This is a genomic window from Candidatus Enterococcus murrayae (assembly GCF_017315985.1).
Lineage (GTDB): Bacteria > Bacillota > Bacilli > Lactobacillales > Enterococcaceae > Enterococcus_A > Enterococcus_A murrayae.
In genome coordinates this window covers 16,308-38,603 of sequence record NZ_JAFLVR010000034.1, presented here as the reverse complement: position 1 = coordinate 38,603, position 22,296 = coordinate 16,308, and the positions used below count along the sequence as shown (strand labels likewise).

The following is a 22,296-nucleotide window of genomic DNA, read 5'->3' as shown; positions in this document are numbered from 1 at the left end:
ATCAAATTCAACGTTTATTATTATGAAGAAATTCGAAATAATGCTACAATTCTCTCATTACTAATAAGGTACTAGTTAGCCTATTGGCTTTTCATCTGACTCTTTTTAATGAGCCAAATGCTGACTAGAAAATGATAAGACGTGAAAATCAAGCTCATCTTTCACCAAGAAAATGAGTGATTTAGTATGGACAAGGAGAGTGATTTGATGATTTCTCGCGTGATCGGATTTGAAAAGGGGTTTCCACTTTCGGAAGGAAACCATTTTGAAACATATGAAGTGATGCTTCCAAAATTAAATAAATTTGATCTAGTCATTAAAAATTTGGCTGTCTCAATCAATCCAGTAGACACAAAACTAAGACAAAGCGGCAAAGGGACTCCTCAACCGCATATCTTAGGATTTGATAGCGTCGGTATTGTTACTCAGCTAGGCAGTGAAGTGAAAAATATGGAGATTGGTGATCGAGTCTTTTTTGCTGGTACAACGAAAAGATTTGGAAGTTACAGTGAGAACCAAATCGTTGATTCTCGAATCGTTGCAAAATTACCAAACGGAATTTCAACTGATGAAGCGGCTGCAATGCCTTTAACTTTTATTACTGCTTATGAAATGTTGTTTGAAAAAATGAGATTGATCCCTGAAGAAAAGCAAAATGAAGGAACGATTTTGATTATCAATGGGGCTGGCGGTGTCGGTTCAGTAGCCACTCAATTAGCTAAATGGGCTGGCCTAACTGTAATTACTACTGCTTCACGTAAAGAAAGCAAAGAATGGTCTGAGAAAATGGGGGCTGATCATGTCATCGATCACCATAAGGATTTGACTAAACAACTTAAAAAAATCGGCTATAAATCATTACCTTACATTTTGATTCTTCATTCTACAGACCGCTACTTCGAAGAGATGAGCGATCTGCTTGAACCCTTTGGTCATCTTGGTTCAATAGTCGGATCAAGTAAAGATTTGAATTTGGCCAAATTGAAAAATAAATCCGGAAGCTTTGATTGGGAGTATATGTTCGCTAAGACGGACTTTGACTATAATGTTGCCTCACAAGGAGTAATATTAGAATTGCTCGTTCAATTGCTGCTGGAAAAAAAGATTAAAAGCACTTTGACCAAAATTATTCCTGGCTTTTCTCCAGAGGTCTTTTATCAAGCACATCAGTTTATCGAAGAAAATAAAATGATCGGAAAGCTGGTTGTACATTATTAAAAAAGGAAGTTAACGAAATCAGTCGTTAACTTCCTTTTTAGCCTCTTTAATTTCATGGTTTATTTGACGCTGCTTGTTAAATAGAACATAGATCATTCCAATCAAAAATGGCAACAAATACGTCGCATAGCGGTAAAGAAGCAGGGATGATACGGCATCGACTTTTCCTACAACATGTCGAAACAATAGTACATAGACAAATTCAAACCCGCCGATTCCTCCTGGTGCCGGTAAAACTCCCCCAAGAATCACCGTAAAGCTAATCAATGCAACCGTTAACCAAAGATCGATTTCAGGGTAATCTTTTATCAAAATAAAAAACGGCAACGAATACCACACAACCAATTTTGCCATATTGGAGCAGAAAACACGGATAACCGCATTACGATCCCGAATGAACGTTTTGATCGCTCCCCGCAAAGAGTAGACCTGATTGTTCACCTGATCAACAATATCTCGCAGCTTTTGTCTTTTGAACAGCCGATTACAAATAATCACCAGTAAAACTTGAGCATTGATATTCAAGCTTAGGACCAATAAAGTCGAAATGATCAGCAAGGTCACGAGTATTCCTGCGAGAACTAAAAAGATACCATTAGCGATATGTTCTTGGATCGCATTGCCTTTTACGATCAAAAAAAACAATGCCCAAATCATCAATGCTATTTTATACGTGACCATTCGCAAAGCGCTGGTGCCTGTTCCTTCTGAGTATCTCAGATCTTTCTTATGATAGTAGATCACCTCAGATACGATTGAGCCTGTTCCAAAAGTAATTACTCGATAAAAGGTCGCATATGCCGAAGCAAAAAAGCCATCTCGTACAGTAAATTTGGGATTAAACTCCCCGGCAATATTTTTTATGGTATATCCCTCAATAATCTGACTGATTACGCCTAATCCTGTAACCCCTAAGAGTACTGGCAAGGAGGTTCTCCCAAGCTCAGTAAAAATATCACTTAACGAGTCGCGGATGACAAAGATAATCACACCGATCATTACTATAAACAACAAGATATTTAGAATCAATTTACGATTGATCGAAAGGTTCATTTTTTTTAACTCCTAGTTCATTGTACTCATTTTCCACATCTTAAATAAACTGGGGAAAACGGAACTGATATTGTCTATAGACTCATTTTTTCTTTATTGCTATAGCCTACCACATGCGAATGAGCAAAAAAAGAAAAAGCTTCAAGTTTCCTCAAAGCTTTTTCAGAAAAAAACTATTTAGCATTGTTTTCAATAATTTTCACGATTACATCAACGGCTTTTTCCATTGTTTGCAATGAAACAAATTCAAAGCGTCCATGCATATTTTCTGCTCCAGCAAAAATATTTGGCGTTGGAATACCCATGAATGAGATTTTAGATCCGTCAGTACCTCCGCGGATTGGCTCGATAATTGGTGTTACACCAACTTCTTCCATCGCACCTTTGGCTAGATCGATGACACTCATGTCCTTTTCAATAATCTCACCCATATTGTAGTATTGATCATACATGTTGATTTCCACACGCTCTTGATCAAATTGACTGTTCATTTTTGCTTGAAGCTCAGTAATCATTTGTTTGCGTTCTTCAAATTTAGCGCGGTCATGATCTCGAATAATGTACGTCATTTTCGCTTCTTCGACATTTCCATTTAGAGCTAATAAATGGAAGAACCCTTCACGGCCGTCTGTTTTCTCTGGCCGATCAGCCTCTGGTAATTGATTATGGAAATCGATTGCCATTTGTAAAGCATTGATCATCGTATTTTTGGCTGTACCTGGATGAACATTCTTACCGTGCATCGTAATTTCGGCTTGAGCTGCGCTGAATGTTTCGTATTGTAGTTCACCGATCGGTCCGCCATCCATTGTGTATGCAAAATCTGTATTGAATTGCTTCACATCAAACTTATCAGCACCGATTCCGATTTCCTCATCGGGACCAAAGCCGACACGCACTTCACCATGCTTGATTTCGGGATGCTTGATCAAGTATTCCATCGCTGTCATAATTTCAGCAATCCCAGATTTATCATCAGAGCCTAGTAGTGTCGAACCGTCCGTTGTGATCAATGTTTGACCAACATAATTCTTTAAGTTAGGAAAATCTTTTACGTTTAATGTATATTTCCCAACTTCATCCAATTTAATCGTTGATTCACCATCATAATTTTCAACGATTTGAGGATTGACCCCTGTCGCATTGAAATCTGCAGTATCCATGTGAGAGATGAATCCGATAGTCCGCGCTTCTTTGTCAAGGTTGCTTGGCAAAGTTGCAATCACGTAGCCATTTTTTTCATTATAAGAAATATCTTTCATGCCGATTTGTTCTAATTCTTTCATCAGCTCATGAGCAAATGCTACCTGTGTTTGAGTTGTGGGGGTTGTGGTGCTTGTCGCATCAGAACGAGTTTCTGTCTTAACATAGTCTAAAAAACGCGGTAATAAATTTTCGTACATCTTACTCTCTCCTTTAATGCAATTTATTTAAATGAGAAAGGGTTCGTGGAAGTCTCAGACACAAAGAAATCAACATTCCAGCCTTCTTCATTTTTCCATTGGTTAAAAAGAGTCACCATTTTTTCTTTGCACAATGACTCAATATAGTGTCCGGGGTCAATGACTAACATGCCTGTTTCCTGCATATCATGAGCAGTATGATAATAGACATCTCCGGTAATATAAACATCAGCATTTGCGGCTAAAGCCTCGCGATAAAACTTCTCTCCGCTTCCTCCACAAATTGCCACACGCTTAATATTTTCCTTTACAATATGAGGGTAAACGACCCGCAAACCTTCCAAATCGAAAGTTTTTTTCACTTTTACTATAAATTCTTCAGTCGTCATTGCTTCTTTCAACTCGCCGACACGGCCAATTCCATAATTTTCAGCTAGATTATCAAGCGGGTAAATGTCATATGCCGGCTCTTCATACGGGTGAGCTGCTAGCATCGCCGCAACAACATCTGCTTGCTTCGTTTCTGGGAAAATCATCTCAACCTTGCTTTCCTGAACCTGTTCTGGTCTATTCAACGATCCAATCGTTGGATTTGCTTCACCATTCGGTGTGAATCGGCCGGTACCATTTACAGTGAAAGAAGTAGCAGTATAATTTCCTTGCTCTCCTGCACCTGCTTCAGCTAATGCATTGCGCATTTTTTTCGCGTCATTTTGCGGCACATAAACAGCTATTTTTTTCATTTTGATGGTATGGGTATGAATTAGGTAATCTGTATCAAAAACATCTAATTCTTCACAAAACCAATCATTCAATCCGTTGTGGATAATATCCATATTAGTATGAGCAGCATAGACCGCAATGTCGTGCTTGATTAAATCAGCATACATTTTCGTTTGAACATCGTCGGTCGTTAATCGTGAAACTGGTCGAAATATTGGTGGATGCTTAACGATCAATAAATCAACCTTTTTAGCAATCGCTTCTTCTACAACTGCCGGTCGAACATCTAAACTCATCATTATTCGATCGACCTTCTTGTTCAAAGTTCCGATATGAAGCCCAACTGGATCGCCCTCTTCAGCTAACCATTCAGGACAATATTGTTTAAAGCGTTGGATAAATTCATTTCCCTGCATCTGCAAGTACCTCCTTGATCCATTCGATTTCTAGTGCGACTTCTTGAATTTTTTCTGTGACATCTTGATCACTTTGATGCAGACTAGTTAGAATTTTTTTACTCTTATTTAACTTATGCTGCCATTTTTCAATAAAGACAGGGGTTTTTTCAATCAATAAGTGTGGGCCAAACAAGAGCTCTTTAGCAGAATAATCAAGCACCTCTGAATACTTGTCAGCTACAATGATTTCATAGATTTTATTGTTTTCTTCAATGATTGCTTCATCAGTGATGGTATACTTCTCGTTAACCAACCATTGGCGTAATTGGCGTTCACCAACATTCGGCTGCAGGATCAGGCGCTCTTTGCCTGATAACCGATTTTTTTCTTTGCCTCGTTGTAAAATATCACGAATCAACACGCCGCCCATACCGCAAATAGTAATGGCTGACACCTCATCTGCTAACTCCACAGCTTCAAGTCCATCAGCTAAACGAACATCGATTTTATTTTCTAAGCCATTTTTAGCAACTTGTTTCTTGGCAGATTTATAGGGACCTTCCACGACTTCACCAGCAATCCCATAAGAAATTCTGTTTTGCAATATCAGAGCCACCGGCAAATACGCATGGTCAGAACCAATATCAGCTAGACGAGCGTCCTGCGGTACAAACTCCGCAGCTTTTTGTAGACGAAGCGATAAATCTTTGGCGTTCATTTTTTCACATCCTAAAATTGATTATAACACTCCTTAAAAAAAGCGCCCCTAAAAAAGAGCTAAATGATAGCGCTTTTTAATAGGGCGTTTTCCTTTTTCTAAGAAACTTTTCGTTTTTTAACCATTTCGGCGATTTTCACCAATCACCCAAATTTCTTTACTCAAGTAACGGACACGTTCCATGATCCGTTTGGCTTTCAATGGTTCCTCGTCACCACGTTGTGTAACGGATAAATGCTGTTCCAGTTGATCCATATTGAAATTAGAAGAAAAGAATGTCGGTAATTGTTCCTGCATCCGATGCTGCAAGATCACGCCTAAAACCTCATCACGAATCCAAGCACTCATAGAGTCAGCTCCGATATCATCAATCATCAAAATCGGCGCACGTTTGACCTCATCTAGTTTAGGTCCAACCTTGTCATTCGATATCGCTTGTTTCATTTCTCCAGCAAAGGTTGGAAAATGCAACAGCGTCGTTTCAAATCCCTTAACAGCTAGCTCATGCGCAACAGCACCTAATAAATAAGTTTTCCCAACACCGAAATCGCCAACAAGAAACAAGGCCTTATGAAACATTTTTGGACTTGCTTCATATTGATTGATAAAATCCAACGATGCCTCTAATGCTTCGCTGCGACCAGAAGTTACTTCAAAAGTCCTAATAGAAGCTTTCCGAATATCCTTAGGCATGTCTAAAGAATTCACGCGATTGCGAATCTCTTCTTCACGCTTCAATCGCAATAGCTCGTCCGTTGGAACATAAGTTACATCGATAAAATGAAAATTCAAACTCAATTGCGGCTCGTAACCAGGTGCGATCATGGTAGGATCTGAGGCTAAATATTTTTTCTTCTCTTGAACAAACTCATACAACTTTGCAAAAGATTTCTCGATATCTTCTTGCGTTAACTTTGCTTTGTGCTCTTCGATAAATTGCCGAACATCTGGGTCAGCCAAAATCTCTTCCATCATTTGGCGGTAACGACCATCGACCCCGCGGCTCTTAATGATGCGATTCAATTCTTTTCCTACATCTTCCATCAATCGTCACCTTCTTTATTTAAATATTCTGCTAACTTACGGTTCAGTTCTGCCTCTTTTTCTGGTGTAAGTTTCGTTTCTTTTGGCGGTTGTTTGATATGTTCAGGCAAAGCTTCTTTACGTCCAGTCCCTCGTTTTTGATAATTGGGACGAGATGCTTGAGACTTGCGTACTAATTTTTGATTGTTTTCTCGCACATGAGTGATTGCCTCTTCTGGTGTGCTGATTTTCTTTTGCGCCCAGTCATTGGCAATAGCATTTAAATAGTTCGCGTTGATTACAGCTTGGTTTTGGATCACCAAAATATAATTGATGATAATATTGATCACGCTTTTTGGCAATAGATTTCGACCGATCAGCTCTTCTAATAAGCGAACTTCTGTATTTGTCTCGAAACCGCCCTTTTCCCGTTTAATCGCACGTAAAAAAGTGACTGGTGCAATTTTTTTACTCTGTGCGATAATTTCTAACTCCTGAGGTGAAAAATTGCTGGCGCTTGACGGGTTTTCTGTCAACGCTTGTTTTGGGGCCGCAGAAACCTTTGGTCGTTTTTCTTTATTGATCAGCTGACGCAAATAATTGAAGTTTAACCCTGCTCTTTCGCCAGCACTGGCTTTAGCCACGAATTCTGCTAGATCTAACTCATTTAAGCCATATAGGGTCTGAAATGTTTGCAGCTTCTCACGTTCCTCAAAGGTCAAAACCAAACTGAATCGTTTTAACTGTTGAGTAAATAATGACCAATCAAAATCTGATCTGTCGGCAAACTCTTCCTGTGTTTGTTCTAAAGCCTCACTATAGCTGGTAAACGCAGTTTCATCCAATCGATAAACATCCCGAAAACGTTTTGTGATTTTTTTTATTGATTCTCTGTCAAAATTCTTTGGCTTATAACGTTCAACCAATCGCTCATACCGACGTTTTCCGACTTTATCCATCAGCAGGTAAGCCATCAATGGATCTTGAAAGAATTTTTCTGGTCCAAGCGGCAGACGTAATTGATAAATCAAGCTCATGCCGATTTCATCATCTGTCTTCTCATAAGCTTCCAGCAATCCGATCCCTTCAAGATGCTCACGTGCTTTTACTAAATTCATCAGTCCTGTATCAACTGCTGCTAACAAATCTGTGTGCATCAGACTGGGACTTTTGCCTTCCAATGTGATATCACTTACTAAGGTTAGATATAAGCTTAGTGCAACACTTCCAACGATCGGCTGATATAGGTACAGTAAAGCATTTTGTTTACTTTGATCAAGCTGTGGCTCACCATAGACCGTATAAAAGGTACTGGGTTTTAGCTCTTCTGCCACTAAAATGCCTCCTACTCTTCATCCGTTGACTTTGCTTTGTCAACGATCTCCTGTAATTCCTTTAAAAATACTGACATGTCCTTGAACTGTCGATACACGCTGGCAAAACGAATATAGGCAATCTCATCGACCTCCATCAAGTCCTCCATGACAAATTCTCCGATTTGACTGGTCGGTATTTCATTTTCTCCCATACTTCGTACACGATTTTCAACATGATCCACGATTTGCTCCATCTGCTCCATTGCTACTGGACGCTTTTCTGCAGATCGAATCAAGCCACGTAAAATTTTATCACGACTAAATTCTTCACGATCACCGTTTCGCTTAACAACTAATAAAGGAGCAGCTTCGATACGTTCAAAGGTCGTAAATCGGAAACCACAGCTCTCACACTCTCTTCTACGGCGAATCGCTCGCCCATCGTCTGTTTGTCGACTATCAATTACTCGAGAATTATTATGATTACATCTTGGACAACGCATAATTTCACCCACACTTTCTTAATATTAACTAAATTCACCTATTAAACGTGAAATCTATTTTGTTATATAGAATAACTTTTTTTAAATAAAAGCTTGCAGAAACAAAAGGTATATTTGTTTATATAACATGAGTTTACCATAACCAGCTGGCTAAAAAAAGCGTCGTAATGCTACGACGCAGAAATCTTTAAGAAACAAATTTATTTTTTTGCAACCAATCAAGAACCTGCTGGCGCGTTTTTTCTCGAGAACGGCAATTATCAATAATAATATCTGCCCGTTCTTTCTTTTTTTTCAAAGAAAGCTGGCTTTTGATGCGCTCCATCGCTTCCTCTTCATTCAAGTGATTTCTTGCCATCAAACGATTTAGTTGAATTTCTGGCGTGACATAAACAACCGCTACCTTATCCATCATCGTCTCATAATTTCCTTCATACAAGAGAGGAATATCTACGATTACCAAATCACTTGATAGTTTTGCTTCTTCTGTTTGACGTTGGATTTCACCTCGAATAAATGGATCAAGTGTTTTATTTAGCAATGCTCTTTTTTTCTCATCATGAAAAATGATACTGCCTAGTTTTTTTCGATCTAATTGACCATTTTCATCAATGATGGTCTGACCAAAAGTATTTTTCAATGCCATTAATCCTTCTGTCTCAGGCTCCACCACTTTACGTGCCACAATGTCACCGTCAACGATCGGAAACCCTTTTGCTTTGAAAAAATCTACAACTGTTGATTTTCCACTGGCAATACCTCCAGTAACACCTAAAACAAAACTCATTCTTACACCTTCTTTAATTTTTGGCAATGAGGACAAAGATGCGTCCCTCTTTGGGCGACTTTGATTTTTATGATAGGAGTTCCGCAGCGTGAGCAAGGAATGCCCGTTTGACCATATACATGCAGCTCTTGTTGAAAATGGCCGGCCTCTCCTAATGCATTTAAGTACGTTCGGATCGTCGTTCCCCCAGCTTCTTTAGCCTTAGCAATCACTTCAATGATTGCTACTCGAAGGCGACGAACTGTTTGCGCACTCAACGTATCAGCAGGCTGCTCCGGATGAATTTTTGCTAACCATAAAACTTCATCGACATAAATATTTCCTAAACCTGCCACAATTTTTTGATTCAATAATAATGGCTTAATCATCGTTGAAGATTTTTTTAACTGTTGTTTGAAATTCAACAAATCAAAATCTTCATCGATTGGTTCAGGACCCAATTGCAATAAACCCTTATACTCTTTCGCCATACCTTTTTTTAATAGGGCCATACGTCCAAATTTTCGCACATCGTGATAAATTAGTTCTGTTCCATCTGTAAAAATGAAGCGCACATGACTATGTTTATCCAATGGTCTTGGTTGATCAAAATATTCATATTTCCCTTCCATTCGTAAGTGTGAAACCATTTCATAATGAGTAAAATGAAAAATCAAATATTTCCCGCGTCGATCAACAGTTTCAATGGTCTCACCAATCAATTGCTGCTGAAAAATTTCGATTTCAGGAAACTCAATAATTCGCGGCCAATATACATCTACTTTGGCGATCGTTTTCCCCTTAACCAAAGATATCAAGCCTTTTCTGACTGTCTCAACTTCTGGCAATTCTGGCATCTCTATCATCCTAACTCTTATTAATTATTTCCTAAATACAACAAATTACCAACGACTTCATTCAAAAACAGAACAAATGTGAGGTGATAACTAGTTTAGGTTAACAGCATTTTGAATGTCTTCAGTCTGGCAGGTACACTTGCAAAAAAGCTGGAATCTCTTCCAGCCTTTACTTTATTTTGCTTCGTACCAAGTTTTTCCCCAATTACTATCCGTCAATAATGGAACGTCTAGTTGGACCGTGTTTTCCATTACTTCTTTAACTAATTGATCTAATTGTTCTAACTCACTCTCCGGGACCTCAAAAACAAGTTCATCATGAACTTGCAGCAGCATAGTCGCTTGAAGCTTCTCCTCCTTCAAGCGTTTTGCCATTTCAATCATCGCTAATTTCAAAATGTCTGCCGCACTTCCTTGAATCGGTGTATTAATAGCAGTTCGTTCCGCAAATGAGCGTAGATTGAAATTGCGAGCATTGATATCTGGCAGGTAGCGGCGACGATTGTATAAGGTAGCAGAGTACCCCTTATCCTTTGCCTCACGTACGCTTTCTTCCATATATCGTTTCACATCTGGATAATTTTCAAAATAAGTGTCAATATACTCTTGTGCCGCTTTACGTGTGATTCCTAAGTTTTGCGAAAGTCCATAATCAGAGATACCATAAACGATACCAAAATTAACAGCCTTGGCATTCCGGCGCATATTCGGCGTTACCTCATCCTCTGAAACATTAAAAACACGCATAGCAGTACTTGTATGGATATCCATTCCATCACGGAACGCCTGTTTCAAATGCTCATCTCCCGATATATGTGCCAAAACACGCAACTCGATTTGAGAGTAATCTGAAGAATAGATCAACCAGTTCTCATCTCGCGGAACAAAAGCTTGTCGAATTTTGCGCCCTTCTTCCAAACGAATAGGAATATTTTGCAAGTTAGGATCAACAGAACTCAAACGACCTGTTTGTGTCAATGTTTGGATATACCGCGTATGAATTTTATTATCGCTTTGAATAACCTTCAATAATCCTTCTACATATGTTGATTGAATTTTAGCGATTTGTCGATAATTCAAAATGTGGTCCACGATTGGTGCTTGCTCTCGTAATTGCTCTAAAACATCCACAGCAGTTGAATAACCCGTCTTTGTTTTTTTAATTACTGGCAACTGCATTTTTTCAAATAAAATCACACCTAGCTGCTTAGGTGAGTTGATGTTGAACTCCTCGCCAGCTTCCTGATAGATTTTTTTCTCGATATCCTGTAGACGTTTTGAAAACTCTCCACGCATCGCTTGTAACCGCGTGGCATCCACAGTGATTCCAGCAATCTCCATTTCCGCCAGGATGCGTGACAACGGTAGTTCCATCTGGTAGAACAGCTTGTCCTGTTTCTTTTCTTCTAGTTCATTTACTAACTTGTCATTCAAGAAATGAATCGCTTTGATTTTACGAGCTAAATGTCCAAAGAAAACATCGTCATCCTCTGGCAGACCTTTTTTAACCCCTTTTCCATAAACCTGTTCGTCTGTTTGAATTTCAGAATAACCATAGTATTGTGCCACACCAGCGATATCGTTGCTATTATCATTAGTATCTAACAGATAAGCGGCCAATAAGACATCAAAGTTAATCCCTTCGGTTCTGGTAATATAGCGATTTAATGCAACATACGTACGTTTCGCATCGTAGACTTTTTTTCCGTTCGCTGACTCTAGCCATTTTTTGAAATCAATACTTTCAAATAAGGCTAATTCATTTGTTACATAGATTTTATCTTTTGTTCCCCATGCGACACCTACAATATCAGAAAAATGATAATTATCTTCTAACATCTCAACGTATAGAGCTGAATCGGCATCAAACATTTCTTTCTTGAAGTCTGTAACTACTTCAAACTTGATATCTTCCAATTCGACTTCCTCTTCTTCAACATTCAGTTTGCTTAAGAAGCCTTTAAAATCCATTTCTTTAAAAAAGGGAATCAGCTTATCTAAATCTTTTCCACTATAAACTAGCTCATCAATCGAAATATCGACAGGTGCATCTAACTTGATGGTTGCCAGTTCTTTTGAAAGAAAAGCTTGATCCTTGTCATTGATTAAGTTTTCCTTCATTTTACTTTTCTTCAGCTCATCAATATTTTCATAAACGCCCTCGACGCTGCCAAATTGCTTCAATAATTTGATTGCTGTTTTTTCGCCAACTTTTGTGACACCTGGATAGTTATCGGATGTATCCCCAGCAAGTCCTTTCATATCAATGATCTGATTTGGCGTCAATCCATCATATTTCTCAGCCACATGTTCAGGTGTGTATGATTCAATTTCACTAACACCTTTTACTGTGATATCTACTTTTATTTTATCTGTTGCTAATTGTGTCAAGTCGCGATCACCAGATAATACGACAACCTCAAAACCTTCTTCAGCCGCACGATGCGCCAATGTACCAATGATATCATCCGCTTCATAGTTGTCTAGTTCGTAGTGTTTCACGCCCAAGCCAACTAATAATTCACGTAAATAGGGCATCTGTTCGCGGAATTCGCCTGGCGTTTTAGAACGGCCGCCCTTATATTCAGAATACATCGCAGTCCGAAAAGTGGTATTTCCTGCATCGAAAGCTACTAAGACATGGGTTGGCTTTTCCCGGTCCATTATATTTTCAAACATATTGTTAAAAGCATAAATCGCATTTGTGTGTAAGCCATTCTTATTTTTAAAACGCTCTAAAGAATTATGCAGGGCAAAAAAGGCACGAAAAGCCACACTGTTTCCGTCTACTAATAATAATTTATTCTCACTCATGTCTTCGACTCCTAATTCCTATTAATGTATTTATTTCTCATCGTGTTTACAGTCTGCTTGATTACTAAAAAAACAAACAAATGTACTATCTACTGATCACGCTTCCCCGCTTCATTTTAACAAACTATGAAGTGAAATGAAAAGAATGGAGCTGATTTTCCCAGTATTCTTGTTCTAAAGACAGAACAGAAAAAATAGAGGCGAATATCCGCCTCTATTTGCTGTTTCCAAAAATTCGTAAGAATGAAATGAACAGGTTGATGAAGTCTAGATAAAGTTGTAGTGCCATGAAGACAGCAACTCCATTTCCAACCTCTCCATTTGATCCAAGATAGATCTTCCGAATCATTTGGTTATCATAGGCTGTAATTCCTGACATAATTACTACCATTAAAATGGAAATAAAAAAATCAACTGCACTACTGTGTAGCACGAAAACATTCAACAGCATCGCGATGATAATTCCCAACAAACAGCTTAGTGCTGCGCGCCCGATTCCAGATAAATCGCGTTTAGTAAATGATCCCACAAGCGACATTACTAAAAATGTTGCCGACGCAGTGACAAATGCTTGAGTAATTGTTCCCAAATCATATATAGCTAAAGTAACAGCTAAGGTTAAGCCATTTAGTGCAGAGTATACAATAAATCCACCGATTGCCAGCGTTGGATTCTTTTGGGCTTTCACACCTAGAAAAACCACTAGTGCGATTTCTGCAATCCAGATTCCCCAAAAGCCTAGCGGGAAATTATTAATAAAGTTAGCGACTTGATAGCTCCAAGCATTTAAAGACAGGTAAGAAATTACTGCACTAATTCCGATACCTAAAGCGAGAAAAGCATAAATCTTACCATAAAAGCGATTCAAGCCATATACACGTGTTTCTTGATTATTCATCTAAATCATCTCCTATTTGCGTCTGTGGCGGTTTGACCATTACCACAGCATCCAAGATGCGTTTTTCTTCGTTATCAGTAGCTTCTACTGCTTCAACAGAGATAGTAACGACATCCTTCATTTTATCCACTTTAATTACTTCAAACTCAAAGGTCAATGTTTCATAGTGAAAAACCGGATCAATGAAATTGATCGAGAAATTCACAACGTGAGAACCCGGTCCTGGTAAATGTTTAGAAATCGCACTTGTTATGATACCCATCAACATAATAGATGGCACAAGTGGTTGTTCATACTCAGTTTCTTTCGCATAATCATGCTGAATGTACAAAGGATTGGCATCATTTGTCAAACCTAAATATAAAAGAATCTGATTATCTTCGATCGATTCCGTTAACGATAACGAGTCACCTTCCTCAATTTCGTCAATCGTTTTGCCTATTTTCCGAGCCTTCATATTATACAAAGTCATTCCCTCCGTAATGTGTTCTACTCATTATTTTATCAGAAAGCAAGTAAAACACAAGTTTGTACATACTTTCTGATAAAGATTTCTAAATCAATGTTTGAGTCCCAGAACCTTAGTAATCATTCATTAAAGAAGGGTTCAGACATTTGTGTCAGAACCCTTCTTTTCTTATTTATAATACGTTGCGTGTAGTATTGCTTAGGAGATTTTCGTAAGCACGTTCGAATTTTTGAACATCACCAGCGCCCATAAAGATCACTACTGCATTTTCGTGGTCTAATAATGGCGACATGTTTTCTTCTTTAATCACTTGTCCGCCTTTTTGAATTTTATCTCCTAGATCTTCAATTTTTACATCGCCAGCTGTCTCACGAGCCGACGAGAAAATATCACAAAGATAAACTTTGTCAGCGCGATCTAAAGCCTCAGCAAACTCATCCATCAAAGCAATCGTCCGAGTAAAGGTATGAGGTTGGAAGACCGCAATCAGTTCCTTCTCAGGATATTTTTGCCGGGCAGCATCAATTGTCGCTTTGATTTCAGCCGGATGATGCGCATAATCATCAACGATGATCATGTCAGCAACCTTCTTTTCAGTAAAGCGTCGTTTTACTCCAGAGAACGTCAACATCTCTTCTTTGACCATATCCATATCTAATCCTTCAAAATAAGCGACTGCGATTACTGATAACGCATTTAAGATATTGTGTTTACCAAATGAAGGAACAGCAAATCGGCCGAGGAATTTCTCATTATGATACACATCAAAAGCGGAACCATTCGTAGTACGAACGATGTTACGGGCTTGGATATCATCATTTTCAGATAGCCCATAATAATAAATCGGCACATCAGCTTTTAACTTACGCAAATATTCATCATCGCCATAAGCGAAGATGCCCTTTTTAACTTGTGAAGCCAACGTTTGAAATGCTTCGAATACATCATCAATACTCTTGAAATAGTCTGGGTGGTCAAAGTCGATGTTCGTCATGATTGAATAATCTGGCGCATAAGCTAAAAAGTGACGCTGATACTCACACGCTTCAAATGCGAAGAACTTCGCATCAGGAACACCATGGCCTGTACCATCTCCAATTAAATAACTGGTTGGTGCTAATCCATTTAAAACATGGGCCAGTAATCCTGTGGTACTTGTCTTGCCATGTGATCCCGTCACAGCAATACTGGTATAAGGCTGGATAAACTGACCAATGAAATCATGGTAACGTATAATTTCTAAGCCTAATTCCTTCGCCCGAGCAATTTCTTCATGAGTATCAGGAAAAGCATTCCCTTGAATGATTGTCATGCCCTCTTTAATATTATCTTCGCTAAACGGCAAAATCGTAATGCCGGCTTTTTCTAGGTCTCGTTGTGTAAAAAAATATTTTTCGACGTCAGAACCTTGTACATCATAGCCCTTTTCATGTAAAACCAAAGCTAACGAGCTCATTCCAGAGCCCTTGATTCCAACAAAATGATAAAGTGTATCCTTATTATTCATTTAATCCTCTTCCTTGTATGTACATAATTGTTTGCGGTTCACATTATCATATAAATCCACAAAAATAGCAATCTTTTATTCTCCATACTACTCGGTTTTGCTTAGGATTCAATCGTCTTCAAAAATTTTAGTTTTCCTTGACAGTTTCCGCACACGTAACGTTTCGTATCGATTTTTCGCCGACGTCTGACTTCTTGATGACATTTTTGGCATTGATAAACTTGATAAGTTGCTGTTGCTAATGGCGGTGTGTAACGAGAACCGCCAGTTTTTTTCAATAGCTGCTTGAATTCTAAATCTTTATGCTGGTAGCCACGGCCTGCCAAGTGCAAGTGATAGTGACACAACTCATGCTTGATCACTTTGATCAGTTCATCCTTGCCATATTTTTCAAATACTAGCTGGTTAAAATCTAGATCATGGCTTTTCAAATGGTATCTACCGCCAGTTGTTCTAAGACGGTTGTTAAAGGTAGCTCTATGACAAAACGGCTGTCGAAAAGATTCCTGAGAAACCTTTTCGACTAAAGCCTGTAACTCTTGATTAGTCATTTCTTTCACTTTGAATCATGGTCAGACTGATACGGCCTTTTTTCACATCAATAGCTTCTACCCAAACCGTTACTACATCTCCAACAGATACGACATCAGTTGGATGTTTGACAAATTTTTTACTCAATTTGGAAATATGAACCAAGCCATCTTGTTTTACACCAATATCAACAAAAGCACCAAAATCGATCACATTTCGAACAGTTCCCTGCAATTCCATGCCTGGTTTTAAATCCTCCATCGTTAGCACATCTTGTCTTAATAATGGAGCAGACATTTCATCACGCATATCACGACCAGGCTGAAGCAATGCTTGCAAGATGTCCTTGATCGTTTCTTTACCGACCTCAAGCTCTCTTTGTAATTGATCCAGTTGTAATGCTTTGATTTTTTCTGTCGCTTCCGAAGAGCCTAATGACTTCAGGTCAACGCCAGCTAATGCCAAGATTTCTTTTGCGCTACCGTAACTTTCTGGGTGAATCGCAGTTGTATCTAGAATATTTTTAGCTCCTGGAATTCGCAAGAAGCCAATCGCTTGTTCATAAGCTTTTGGTCCTAAGCGCGGAACTTTTTTTAACTGCGGACGTGAAGAAAATGCACCGTTCTCTTCACGATAATTCACGATATTTTGTGCTGTTGTTTTGTTTAGACCAGATGCATATTGTAATAATTGTGGACTTGCAGTATTAACATTTACGCCAACTTGGTTAACTGCTGTTTCCACTACAAAATCTAATCTCTCAGACAAACGCTTTTGTGAGACATCATGTTGATACTGACCAACCCCAACAGCTTTCGGATCAATTTTTACCAGTTCTGATAATGGATCCTGTAATCGTCTAGCGATGCTCACCGCGCTCCGTTCCTCAACTTGCAAATCAGGAAATTCTGTCCGGGCGATATCACTGGCTGAATAGACTGAGGCTCCAGCTTCATTGACAATCACATAGAAGACTTCTTGTTGAACCTGCTTTAATTGTTCTGCCACAAACAATTCAGATTCACGGCTGGCTGTTCCATTTCCAATTGCTACCATTTCAACACCGTATTTTTTAATCAATGCTTGTAAAGCAGGTCCGGAAGCTTGCCGTTTTGCCTGCGGAGCCGGCTTATGGGGATAGATCACTTCAATGGCCAATACTTTACCGGTTTCATCAACCACAGCCAATTTGCATCCTGTCCGATATGCAGGATCAAAGCCTAACACGACTTTTCCCTTCAAAGGAGGTTGCAATAATAAATTCCGCAAATTTTCACCAAAAATGTTAATAGCTTGTTCATCCGCATTTTCCGTCAATTCATTGCGGATTTCTCTTTCGATCGCAGGACCTATAAAACGCTTATAGCTATCCTTGTATGCTTCCCGTACAAATTCAACTGTGATTGAACGATTGTTTACTACCAGTTGGCGTTCTAAGTAATCAAAAATTTTATCTTCTTCAACAACGATTGTTACCTTTAAGGCGTCTTCTTTTTCCCCGCGATTAGACGCTAAAACACGGTGAGAAACCATCTTATTAATCGGCTCAGAAAACTCATAATACATTTCATAAACGCCTTTTTCATCTTTATCCGCGTCTTTTACCCTACTTTGGTAAACACCCTTATTCTTAGTAAACGTTCGAATCCATGTTCTAAAATCTGGATTGTCACTGATTTGTTCTGCTACGATTTCATGGGCTCCCAATAATGCCTCTTCTGCACTCATAATGTTTTCAGTAATAAACTCTGCAGCTTTCGCGTAAACATCTCCTGATTGTGGAAAGCTCATTAAATATTCTGCCAATGGCTCTAAACCATTTTCCTTAGCGATTGTTGCTTTCGTCCGACGTTTTTGTTTATAAGGTCGATATAGATCTTCAACCTTTTGTACTTTAACTGCTTGTTGGATTTTTTGTGCCAGCTCTTCAGTCAATTTCCCTTGCTCATCAATTAGACGCAAAACTTCTTGCTTGCGCTTCTCCAAATTTTCCAAGTAGTTGTAACGTTCTTCAATCTCACGAATTTGTACTTCGTCTAAAGTCCCAGTCATTTCTTTACGATAGCGAGCAATAAACGGTACGGTATTGCCTTCATTAAGCAAATTTAAAACGACTTTGATCTGTTGTGGACGATAATCCGTTAATTCCTTATTCAATAGTTGAATGATTTCTTGGTTTAATCCTTCTGCCATTTCATTCCCTCATTTCATCCAAAATCCTATCTATTCTATCATACTTCTACAAAGATTGCTTCTGCTGTTCATTTGAAACAAATCACGTCAATGAGCAATCAGGTTCTCCTATTGCCTTAATTTTTTTCTTTGCCGTAAAAAATTAGGCAACTCCGACAGAACCAAACCAGCTAATGTCAGCAATATTCCGAAAATGGTCTTGATCGTCAGTGTTTCACCTAGAATCATTACTGAAGCTATAGTAGTCAGCATCGGTATTGAATAGATGTACACAGCTGCACGGACTGCTCCGAGATTTTTTACCGAAAAATTCCATGTAACAAAGCAAAGCGCCGATGCACCGACACCTAAAAAAAGCAAATTCCCAACATTTTCAACTATCATAAAACGTGAAAAGTCAAAAGTTTCTACTGAAAAAAATAGAACTGGAATCATAAACATTAAGCCATAGAAAAAAAGTCGTTGTGTCGTAACGATCATACTGTAACCAAATCCACTGATTTTATTCACTAATAAAGAATAAGAGGCCCAACAAACAGTGGCAATTAATGCTAAGCCATCTCCAATAGGATTGACGTTCAGCGTACCAGAAAGACTAATCAAAGATACCCCTAGCATTGAACATATAAACCCTAAAACAAAAACTCGTGGAATTTTCCCCTGTTTTAAAATAAATCGACTAATTAACGCCGTCATAAATGGACTAACTGAACCAATAATCCCAACATTCATTGCCAGAGTAAATGTCAATGCGACATTTTCCAAATAATAATATAGAAAAACACCAAATAAACCAGCAATGATATAATAGCCTTCTTCCCGCCAACCTCTGAACGTCATCAATTTTCTTGAGGCAAGTGTTAAAACAAAAAAGCCAATTAGAAAACGAATAAATAAAATCTCAATTGGTAAAAAATCCTTTAACAGTATTTTAGTGGAAACAAAAGTCAATGCCCAAATCATAACCGTTAAGCTCGCGGACAAATGTCCCTTTACAATATCTGACATAGCTGCCACCTTTCAGTATCTTATTAAATTATTACTTAAATAAACTCAAATCCTTTTTCATACTATGCCACTATGTGAATGTTTGTGCAAGAAGAATAAAAAAAAGAGATTCAATATGAATCTCTTTCCTTATTAAAAATCCGGCTGCCAAGGACCATTAAGATTTGGTATCTCGTAATCGTGGACGACCCCTTCTTTGTCAAAGACAACACCATGCAAAGTACCTCCAAAAACTGCTCCTCCATCAATTCCAATTTTCCCATCAGATCTCCATAGAGCGGTGGTTTGCATGTCACCATACAGCATAGGAGTTATGGTGTGACCAAAAACGATCGTTTTACCGGTCTTATTTTCTCCTTCATGGAAGGCTTCACGAATCCATAAAAAATCTTGTAATGAGGACTTTTGCCAATCCTTAGTCAAATTTACGCCCGCATGGACAAAAAGATACTTACCCCATTCGTAATAGAATGGGCGTTCATGTAAAAACTCTAGCAACTTCTTGTACCGACTCCTGATCATCATCACAATTTCAGTTGGTGAATATTCATCTGTAGCTCCTTTATGCAGCAAACTTTCGATAGTTTCTTTTCCACCATTATATAGATAGCTAGGAAACCAGTCTTCAGGATTGTCAATGAAATCTAAAAAGTATTGTTCATGATTCCCACGTAAATAAACTGCTTGATACTTATCTACTACCTCCATACCTAATAACCAGCACTCCTTACTTTTAAGACCACGATCATTCAGGTCCCCAATCAATATCAACTGTTGCTTTTCAGGCTGAAACTTCTGTAAAATTTCTCGGAACATATCTATTTCCCCATGAATATCACCAATCACAAAAACCTGCTCCATCTCTTTTCATCCCTTTCAATAAGGGCTTTGCCTACTTACCTGAAACCACAAAGTAATTTCCATCAGTATCAACGAAATTAAATACATACTCTTCACCGATCTGCGCCACATCTCCCAACTGGACATCAACTTTTTGCAGTTTTTTGTACAAAGCTACGACGTCATCGCTTCCAAAAATTAAAGCTGGTGAAGGTTCAGTAGCTTCATCATCATTTTGTTCAATAAACTCGCGGTCATAAATTACTAAATGTGTCGTACTATTCTTACTCATGGCAACCTCTGCAACCTGTGAACCATCTACTTCTTCAAAACTGAGTACCTCAAAACCTAAACTTTGCCAAAATAAACTAGCTTTTTTCACATCATTTGCATACAAAATTACTTTTACTTGTTCGTTAAACAACTTATTCTCTCCTTATTTCTGTTAGGGATTTTAAAAAATTGGCAACATGTACATTAGCTATTACTCTGCCTCTTCCTTAATAATATCAAAAAAAGTGTATCAAAAAAGACTTGGTCGCGCTAGCCAAGCCTTTCAAATAATTAAGAATTCACTTCGATCGAAGCATTTTCATCATGTAGGATATCACGATTCAGTTCATGGATCCGCTCGCTGGTTACTACACCAGCTACCATACTGCCGCTAACATTCACAGCTGTACGAGCCATGTCGATCATTGGCTCGACGGAAATAACTAAACCAACAATTGCTACAGGTAAGTTCATCGCACCAAGCACGATTAATGAAGCGAAAGTCGCTCCTCCTCCTACACCAGCGACACCAAATGAACTAATTGTCACAATAGCAATTAACATAACAATAAATTTCAAATCAAATACATTGATTCCTACCGTTGGTGCCACAATCGTTGCCAGCATCGCTGGATAAACACCAGCACAACCGTTTTGACCAATCGAAATACCGAAACTCCCGGCAAAATTCGCAGTAGCTTCATCAACCCCTAATGCTTTCGTCTGTGTTTCAATATTCATTGGCAAAGTTCCTGCACTTGAACGTGAAGTAAACGCAAAGCTTAAGGCTGGAAATGCCTTTTTAAAGAAATTGATTGGATTTACCTTGACTCCTAAAAGAATCAGAGAATGTACTAAAAGCACAACAATCAATGCACTATAAGAAGCTAAAATGAACTTACCTAAGTTAACAATTGCTTCAAAATCACTTGTCGCCAATACATTTGTCATCAAAGCGAAAACACCATACGGCGTCAAACGTAATACTAAAGTTACGATGCGCATGACAATTTTATACAAGCTTTCAATTAAATTCGCAAAAAATTCTGCTTCTTTCGGTGCCTTACGACGTACTCCTAAATAGGCGATGCCTACAAAAGCCGCAAAAATAACCACCCCAATTGTACTTGTCGGACGTGTTCCAGCAAAGTCAGCAAAAACATTTGTGGGAATGAATGACAGAATTTGTTGCGGAATTGAGAAATTCTGAACCATTGTTTGACGATCTGCTAATTCTTTGATTCGAGCCGTTTCAGCTGCTCCCTTAGTAAAGGTTGCACCATCCAACCCAAAGACCATTACGGCTAAAATCCCGATTAAAGCAGCAATTGCCGTTGTAGCTAATAATGTAACTAAAACATTCGCACTAATTTTCCCAAGCTTCTTGCTCGATTTCATTTTGGTAAAAGCACCCACGATTGAAATAAATACTAAAGGCATAACGAGCATTTGTAATAAAGAAATATAACCATTACCAACGATCCCGATCCATTCCATTGCTTGAGAAATGACTTTACTACCGTTACCTAAAAGTAATTGTAAAATTCCGCCAAAAATAATTCCGGCACCTAATCCCGCAAAAACACGGTTAGAAAATTTCACATGCTTTTTTTGCATTTGGTAAAAAGCCACAAGCAATCCAACGAATACTAAGATCACTAATACAGTGAACAGAGTTGTCATTGTATTCCTCCTTAAAATAACTTTCTATAATGACAAGTCTGTCAAAGGAAGTAAAGGTTCCCGGTATTCACTCTTCAGTAAAATACCCTAAAATATAGCTGC

20 protein-coding genes are annotated in these 22,296 nt (G+C 38.5%); 1 reads left to right on the top strand and 19 read right to left on the bottom strand.

Annotated elements, in window-relative coordinates:
* Window positions 1–207 precede the first annotated feature (207 nt).
* The gene (locus tag JZO85_RS14495; protein WP_207109241.1) at window positions 208–1,218 is read left to right on the top strand and encodes a zinc-binding alcohol dehydrogenase family protein; all 1,011 of its coding nucleotides are present in this window, start codon (window positions 208–210) and stop codon (window positions 1,216–1,218) included.
* 18 nt (window positions 1,219–1,236) lie between these two features.
* Here the strand turns inward: JZO85_RS14495 and JZO85_RS14490 are convergent, their stop codons facing one another.
* The 19 genes from JZO85_RS14490 to JZO85_RS14400 all read right to left on the bottom strand — a co-directional run bounded on the left by JZO85_RS14490 (window position 1,237) and on the right by JZO85_RS14400 (window position 22,194).
* A complete protein-coding gene (locus JZO85_RS14490) occupies window positions 1,237–2,271 on the bottom strand; it encodes a lysylphosphatidylglycerol synthase transmembrane domain-containing protein (protein ID WP_207109240.1) in 1,035 nt (344 codons plus the stop codon).
* 173 nt (window positions 2,272–2,444) lie between these two features.
* The gene (gene pepT, locus JZO85_RS14485; RefSeq protein ID WP_207109239.1) at window positions 2,445–3,674 is read right to left on the bottom strand and encodes a peptidase T; all 1,230 of its coding nucleotides are present in this window, start codon (window positions 3,672–3,674) and stop codon (window positions 2,445–2,447) included.
* Window positions 3,675–3,697: 23 nt separating this feature from the next.
* On the bottom strand, window positions 3,698–4,819 hold the full coding sequence (locus tag JZO85_RS14480) for a Nif3-like dinuclear metal center hexameric protein (protein WP_430732920.1): 1,122 nt from the start codon (window positions 4,817–4,819) through the stop codon (window positions 3,698–3,700).
* Window positions 4,800–5,513, bottom strand: coding sequence for a tRNA (adenine(22)-N(1))-methyltransferase (locus JZO85_RS14475; protein WP_207109237.1), 714 nt, complete (start codon window positions 5,511–5,513; stop codon window positions 4,800–4,802). The genes JZO85_RS14480 and JZO85_RS14475 overlap by 20 nt, the downstream gene beginning before the upstream one ends.
* A gap of 117 nt (window positions 5,514–5,630) precedes the next feature.
* On the bottom strand, window positions 5,631–6,557 hold the full coding sequence (gene dnaI, locus JZO85_RS14470) for a primosomal protein DnaI (protein ID WP_207109236.1): 927 nt from the start codon (window positions 6,555–6,557) through the stop codon (window positions 5,631–5,633).
* Entirely contained in the window at window positions 6,557–7,870 is a 1,314-nt protein-coding gene (locus JZO85_RS14465; RefSeq protein ID WP_207109235.1) for a DnaD domain protein, read from the bottom strand. Before JZO85_RS14465 ends, dnaI begins: the two co-directional genes overlap by 1 nt.
* An 11-nt stretch (window positions 7,871–7,881) precedes the next feature.
* Window positions 7,882–8,355 (bottom strand): transcriptional regulator NrdR, encoded by a 474-nt coding sequence (gene nrdR, locus JZO85_RS14460; protein WP_010744965.1) that lies wholly within the window; start codon window positions 8,353–8,355, stop codon window positions 7,882–7,884.
* Window positions 8,356–8,542: 187 nt separating this feature from the next.
* Window positions 8,543–9,142 carry a dephospho-CoA kinase gene (gene coaE / locus JZO85_RS14455; RefSeq protein WP_207109234.1) on the bottom strand — a complete coding sequence of 200 codons (600 nt, stop codon included), beginning with the start codon at window positions 9,140–9,142 and terminating at the stop codon, window positions 8,543–8,545.
* A gap of 2 nt (window positions 9,143–9,144) precedes the next feature.
* The gene (gene mutM / locus JZO85_RS14450) at window positions 9,145–9,978 is read right to left on the bottom strand and encodes a DNA-formamidopyrimidine glycosylase (RefSeq protein ID WP_207109233.1); all 834 of its coding nucleotides are present in this window, start codon (window positions 9,976–9,978) and stop codon (window positions 9,145–9,147) included.
* Window positions 9,979–10,152: 174 nt separating this feature from the next.
* On the bottom strand, window positions 10,153–12,792 hold the full coding sequence (gene polA / locus JZO85_RS14445; protein ID WP_207109232.1) for a DNA polymerase I: 2,640 nt from the start codon (window positions 12,790–12,792) through the stop codon (window positions 10,153–10,155).
* A 214-nt stretch (window positions 12,793–13,006) separates the two neighbouring features.
* A complete protein-coding gene (locus JZO85_RS14440) occupies window positions 13,007–13,690 on the bottom strand; it encodes a Bax inhibitor-1/YccA family protein (protein WP_207109231.1) in 684 nt (227 codons plus the stop codon).
* Window positions 13,683–14,162 (bottom strand): MaoC family dehydratase, encoded by a 480-nt coding sequence (locus JZO85_RS14435; RefSeq protein WP_207109230.1) that lies wholly within the window; start codon window positions 14,160–14,162, stop codon window positions 13,683–13,685. Before JZO85_RS14435 ends, JZO85_RS14440 begins: the two co-directional genes overlap by 8 nt.
* 169 nt (window positions 14,163–14,331) lie before the next feature.
* Window positions 14,332–15,666 (bottom strand): UDP-N-acetylmuramate--L-alanine ligase, encoded by a 1,335-nt coding sequence (gene murC, locus JZO85_RS14430; RefSeq protein ID WP_207109229.1) that lies wholly within the window; start codon window positions 15,664–15,666, stop codon window positions 14,332–14,334.
* 101 nt (window positions 15,667–15,767) lie between these two features.
* Complete coding sequence (locus tag JZO85_RS14425) at window positions 15,768–16,217, bottom strand: SprT family protein (protein ID WP_207109228.1); 450 nt, start codon at window positions 16,215–16,217, stop codon at window positions 15,768–15,770.
* Window positions 16,210–18,390 (bottom strand): Tex family protein, encoded by a 2,181-nt coding sequence (locus tag JZO85_RS14420; RefSeq protein ID WP_207109227.1) that lies wholly within the window; start codon window positions 18,388–18,390, stop codon window positions 16,210–16,212. Before JZO85_RS14420 ends, JZO85_RS14425 begins: the two co-directional genes overlap by 8 nt.
* 108 nt (window positions 18,391–18,498) lie before the next feature.
* On the bottom strand, window positions 18,499–19,398 hold the full coding sequence (locus tag JZO85_RS14415) for a DMT family transporter (RefSeq protein WP_207109226.1): 900 nt from the start codon (window positions 19,396–19,398) through the stop codon (window positions 18,499–18,501).
* Window positions 19,399–19,530: 132 nt separating this feature from the next.
* Window positions 19,531–20,259 (bottom strand): metallophosphoesterase family protein, encoded by a 729-nt coding sequence (locus JZO85_RS14410; RefSeq protein ID WP_207109225.1) that lies wholly within the window; start codon window positions 20,257–20,259, stop codon window positions 19,531–19,533.
* Between the two features lie 31 nt (window positions 20,260–20,290).
* Window positions 20,291–20,662, bottom strand: coding sequence for a VOC family protein (locus JZO85_RS14405; protein WP_207109224.1), 372 nt, complete (start codon window positions 20,660–20,662; stop codon window positions 20,291–20,293).
* Between the two features lie 140 nt (window positions 20,663–20,802).
* Complete coding sequence (locus JZO85_RS14400; RefSeq protein ID WP_207109223.1) at window positions 20,803–22,194, bottom strand: L-cystine transporter; 1,392 nt, start codon at window positions 22,192–22,194, stop codon at window positions 20,803–20,805.
* Between the last annotated feature and the right edge of the window lie 102 nt (window positions 22,195–22,296).

Bases quoted from the DNA above. Each gene is read 5' to 3' on its own strand.
- JZO85_RS14495 (WP_207109241.1), top strand. From the start codon at position 208: ATGATTTCTCGCGTGATCGGATTTGAAAAGGGGTTTCCACTTTCGGAA.
- JZO85_RS14490 (WP_207109240.1), bottom strand. From the start codon at position 2,271: ATGAACCTTTCGATCAATCGTAAATTGATTCTAAATATCTTGTTGTTT.
- pepT (WP_207109239.1), bottom strand. From the start codon at position 3,674: ATGTACGAAAATTTATTACCGCGTTTTTTAGACTATGTTAAGACAGAA.
- JZO85_RS14475 (WP_207109237.1), bottom strand. From the start codon at position 5,513: ATGAACGCCAAAGATTTATCGCTTCGTCTACAAAAAGCTGCGGAGTTT.
- dnaI (WP_207109236.1), bottom strand. From the start codon at position 6,557: ATGGAAGATGTAGGAAAAGAATTGAATCGCATCATTAAGAGCCGCGGG.
- nrdR (WP_010744965.1), bottom strand. From the start codon at position 8,355: ATGCGTTGTCCAAGATGTAATCATAATAATTCTCGAGTAATTGATAGT.
- coaE (WP_207109234.1), bottom strand. From the start codon at position 9,142: ATGAGTTTTGTTTTAGGTGTTACTGGAGGTATTGCCAGTGGAAAATCA.
- mutM (WP_207109233.1), bottom strand. From the start codon at position 9,978: ATGCCAGAATTGCCAGAAGTTGAGACAGTCAGAAAAGGCTTGATATCT.
- polA (WP_207109232.1), bottom strand. From the start codon at position 12,792: ATGAGTGAGAATAAATTATTATTAGTAGACGGAAACAGTGTGGCTTTT.
- JZO85_RS14440 (WP_207109231.1), bottom strand. From the start codon at position 13,690: ATGAATAATCAAGAAACACGTGTATATGGCTTGAATCGCTTTTATGGT.
- JZO85_RS14435 (WP_207109230.1), bottom strand. From the start codon at position 14,162: ATGACTTTGTATAATATGAAGGCTCGGAAAATAGGCAAAACGATTGAC.
- murC (WP_207109229.1), bottom strand. From the start codon at position 15,666: ATGAATAATAAGGATACACTTTATCATTTTGTTGGAATCAAGGGCTCT.
- JZO85_RS14425 (WP_207109228.1), bottom strand. From the start codon at position 16,217: ATGACTAATCAAGAGTTACAGGCTTTAGTCGAAAAGGTTTCTCAGGAA.
- JZO85_RS14420 (WP_207109227.1), bottom strand. From the start codon at position 18,390: ATGGCAGAAGGATTAAACCAAGAAATCATTCAACTATTGAATAAGGAA.
- JZO85_RS14415 (WP_207109226.1), bottom strand. From the start codon at position 19,398: ATGTCAGATATTGTAAAGGGACATTTGTCCGCGAGCTTAACGGTTATG.
- JZO85_RS14410 (WP_207109225.1), bottom strand. From the start codon at position 20,259: ATGGAGCAGGTTTTTGTGATTGGTGATATTCATGGGGAAATAGATATG.
- JZO85_RS14400 (WP_207109223.1), bottom strand. From the start codon at position 22,194: ATGACAACTCTGTTCACTGTATTAGTGATCTTAGTATTCGTTGGATTG.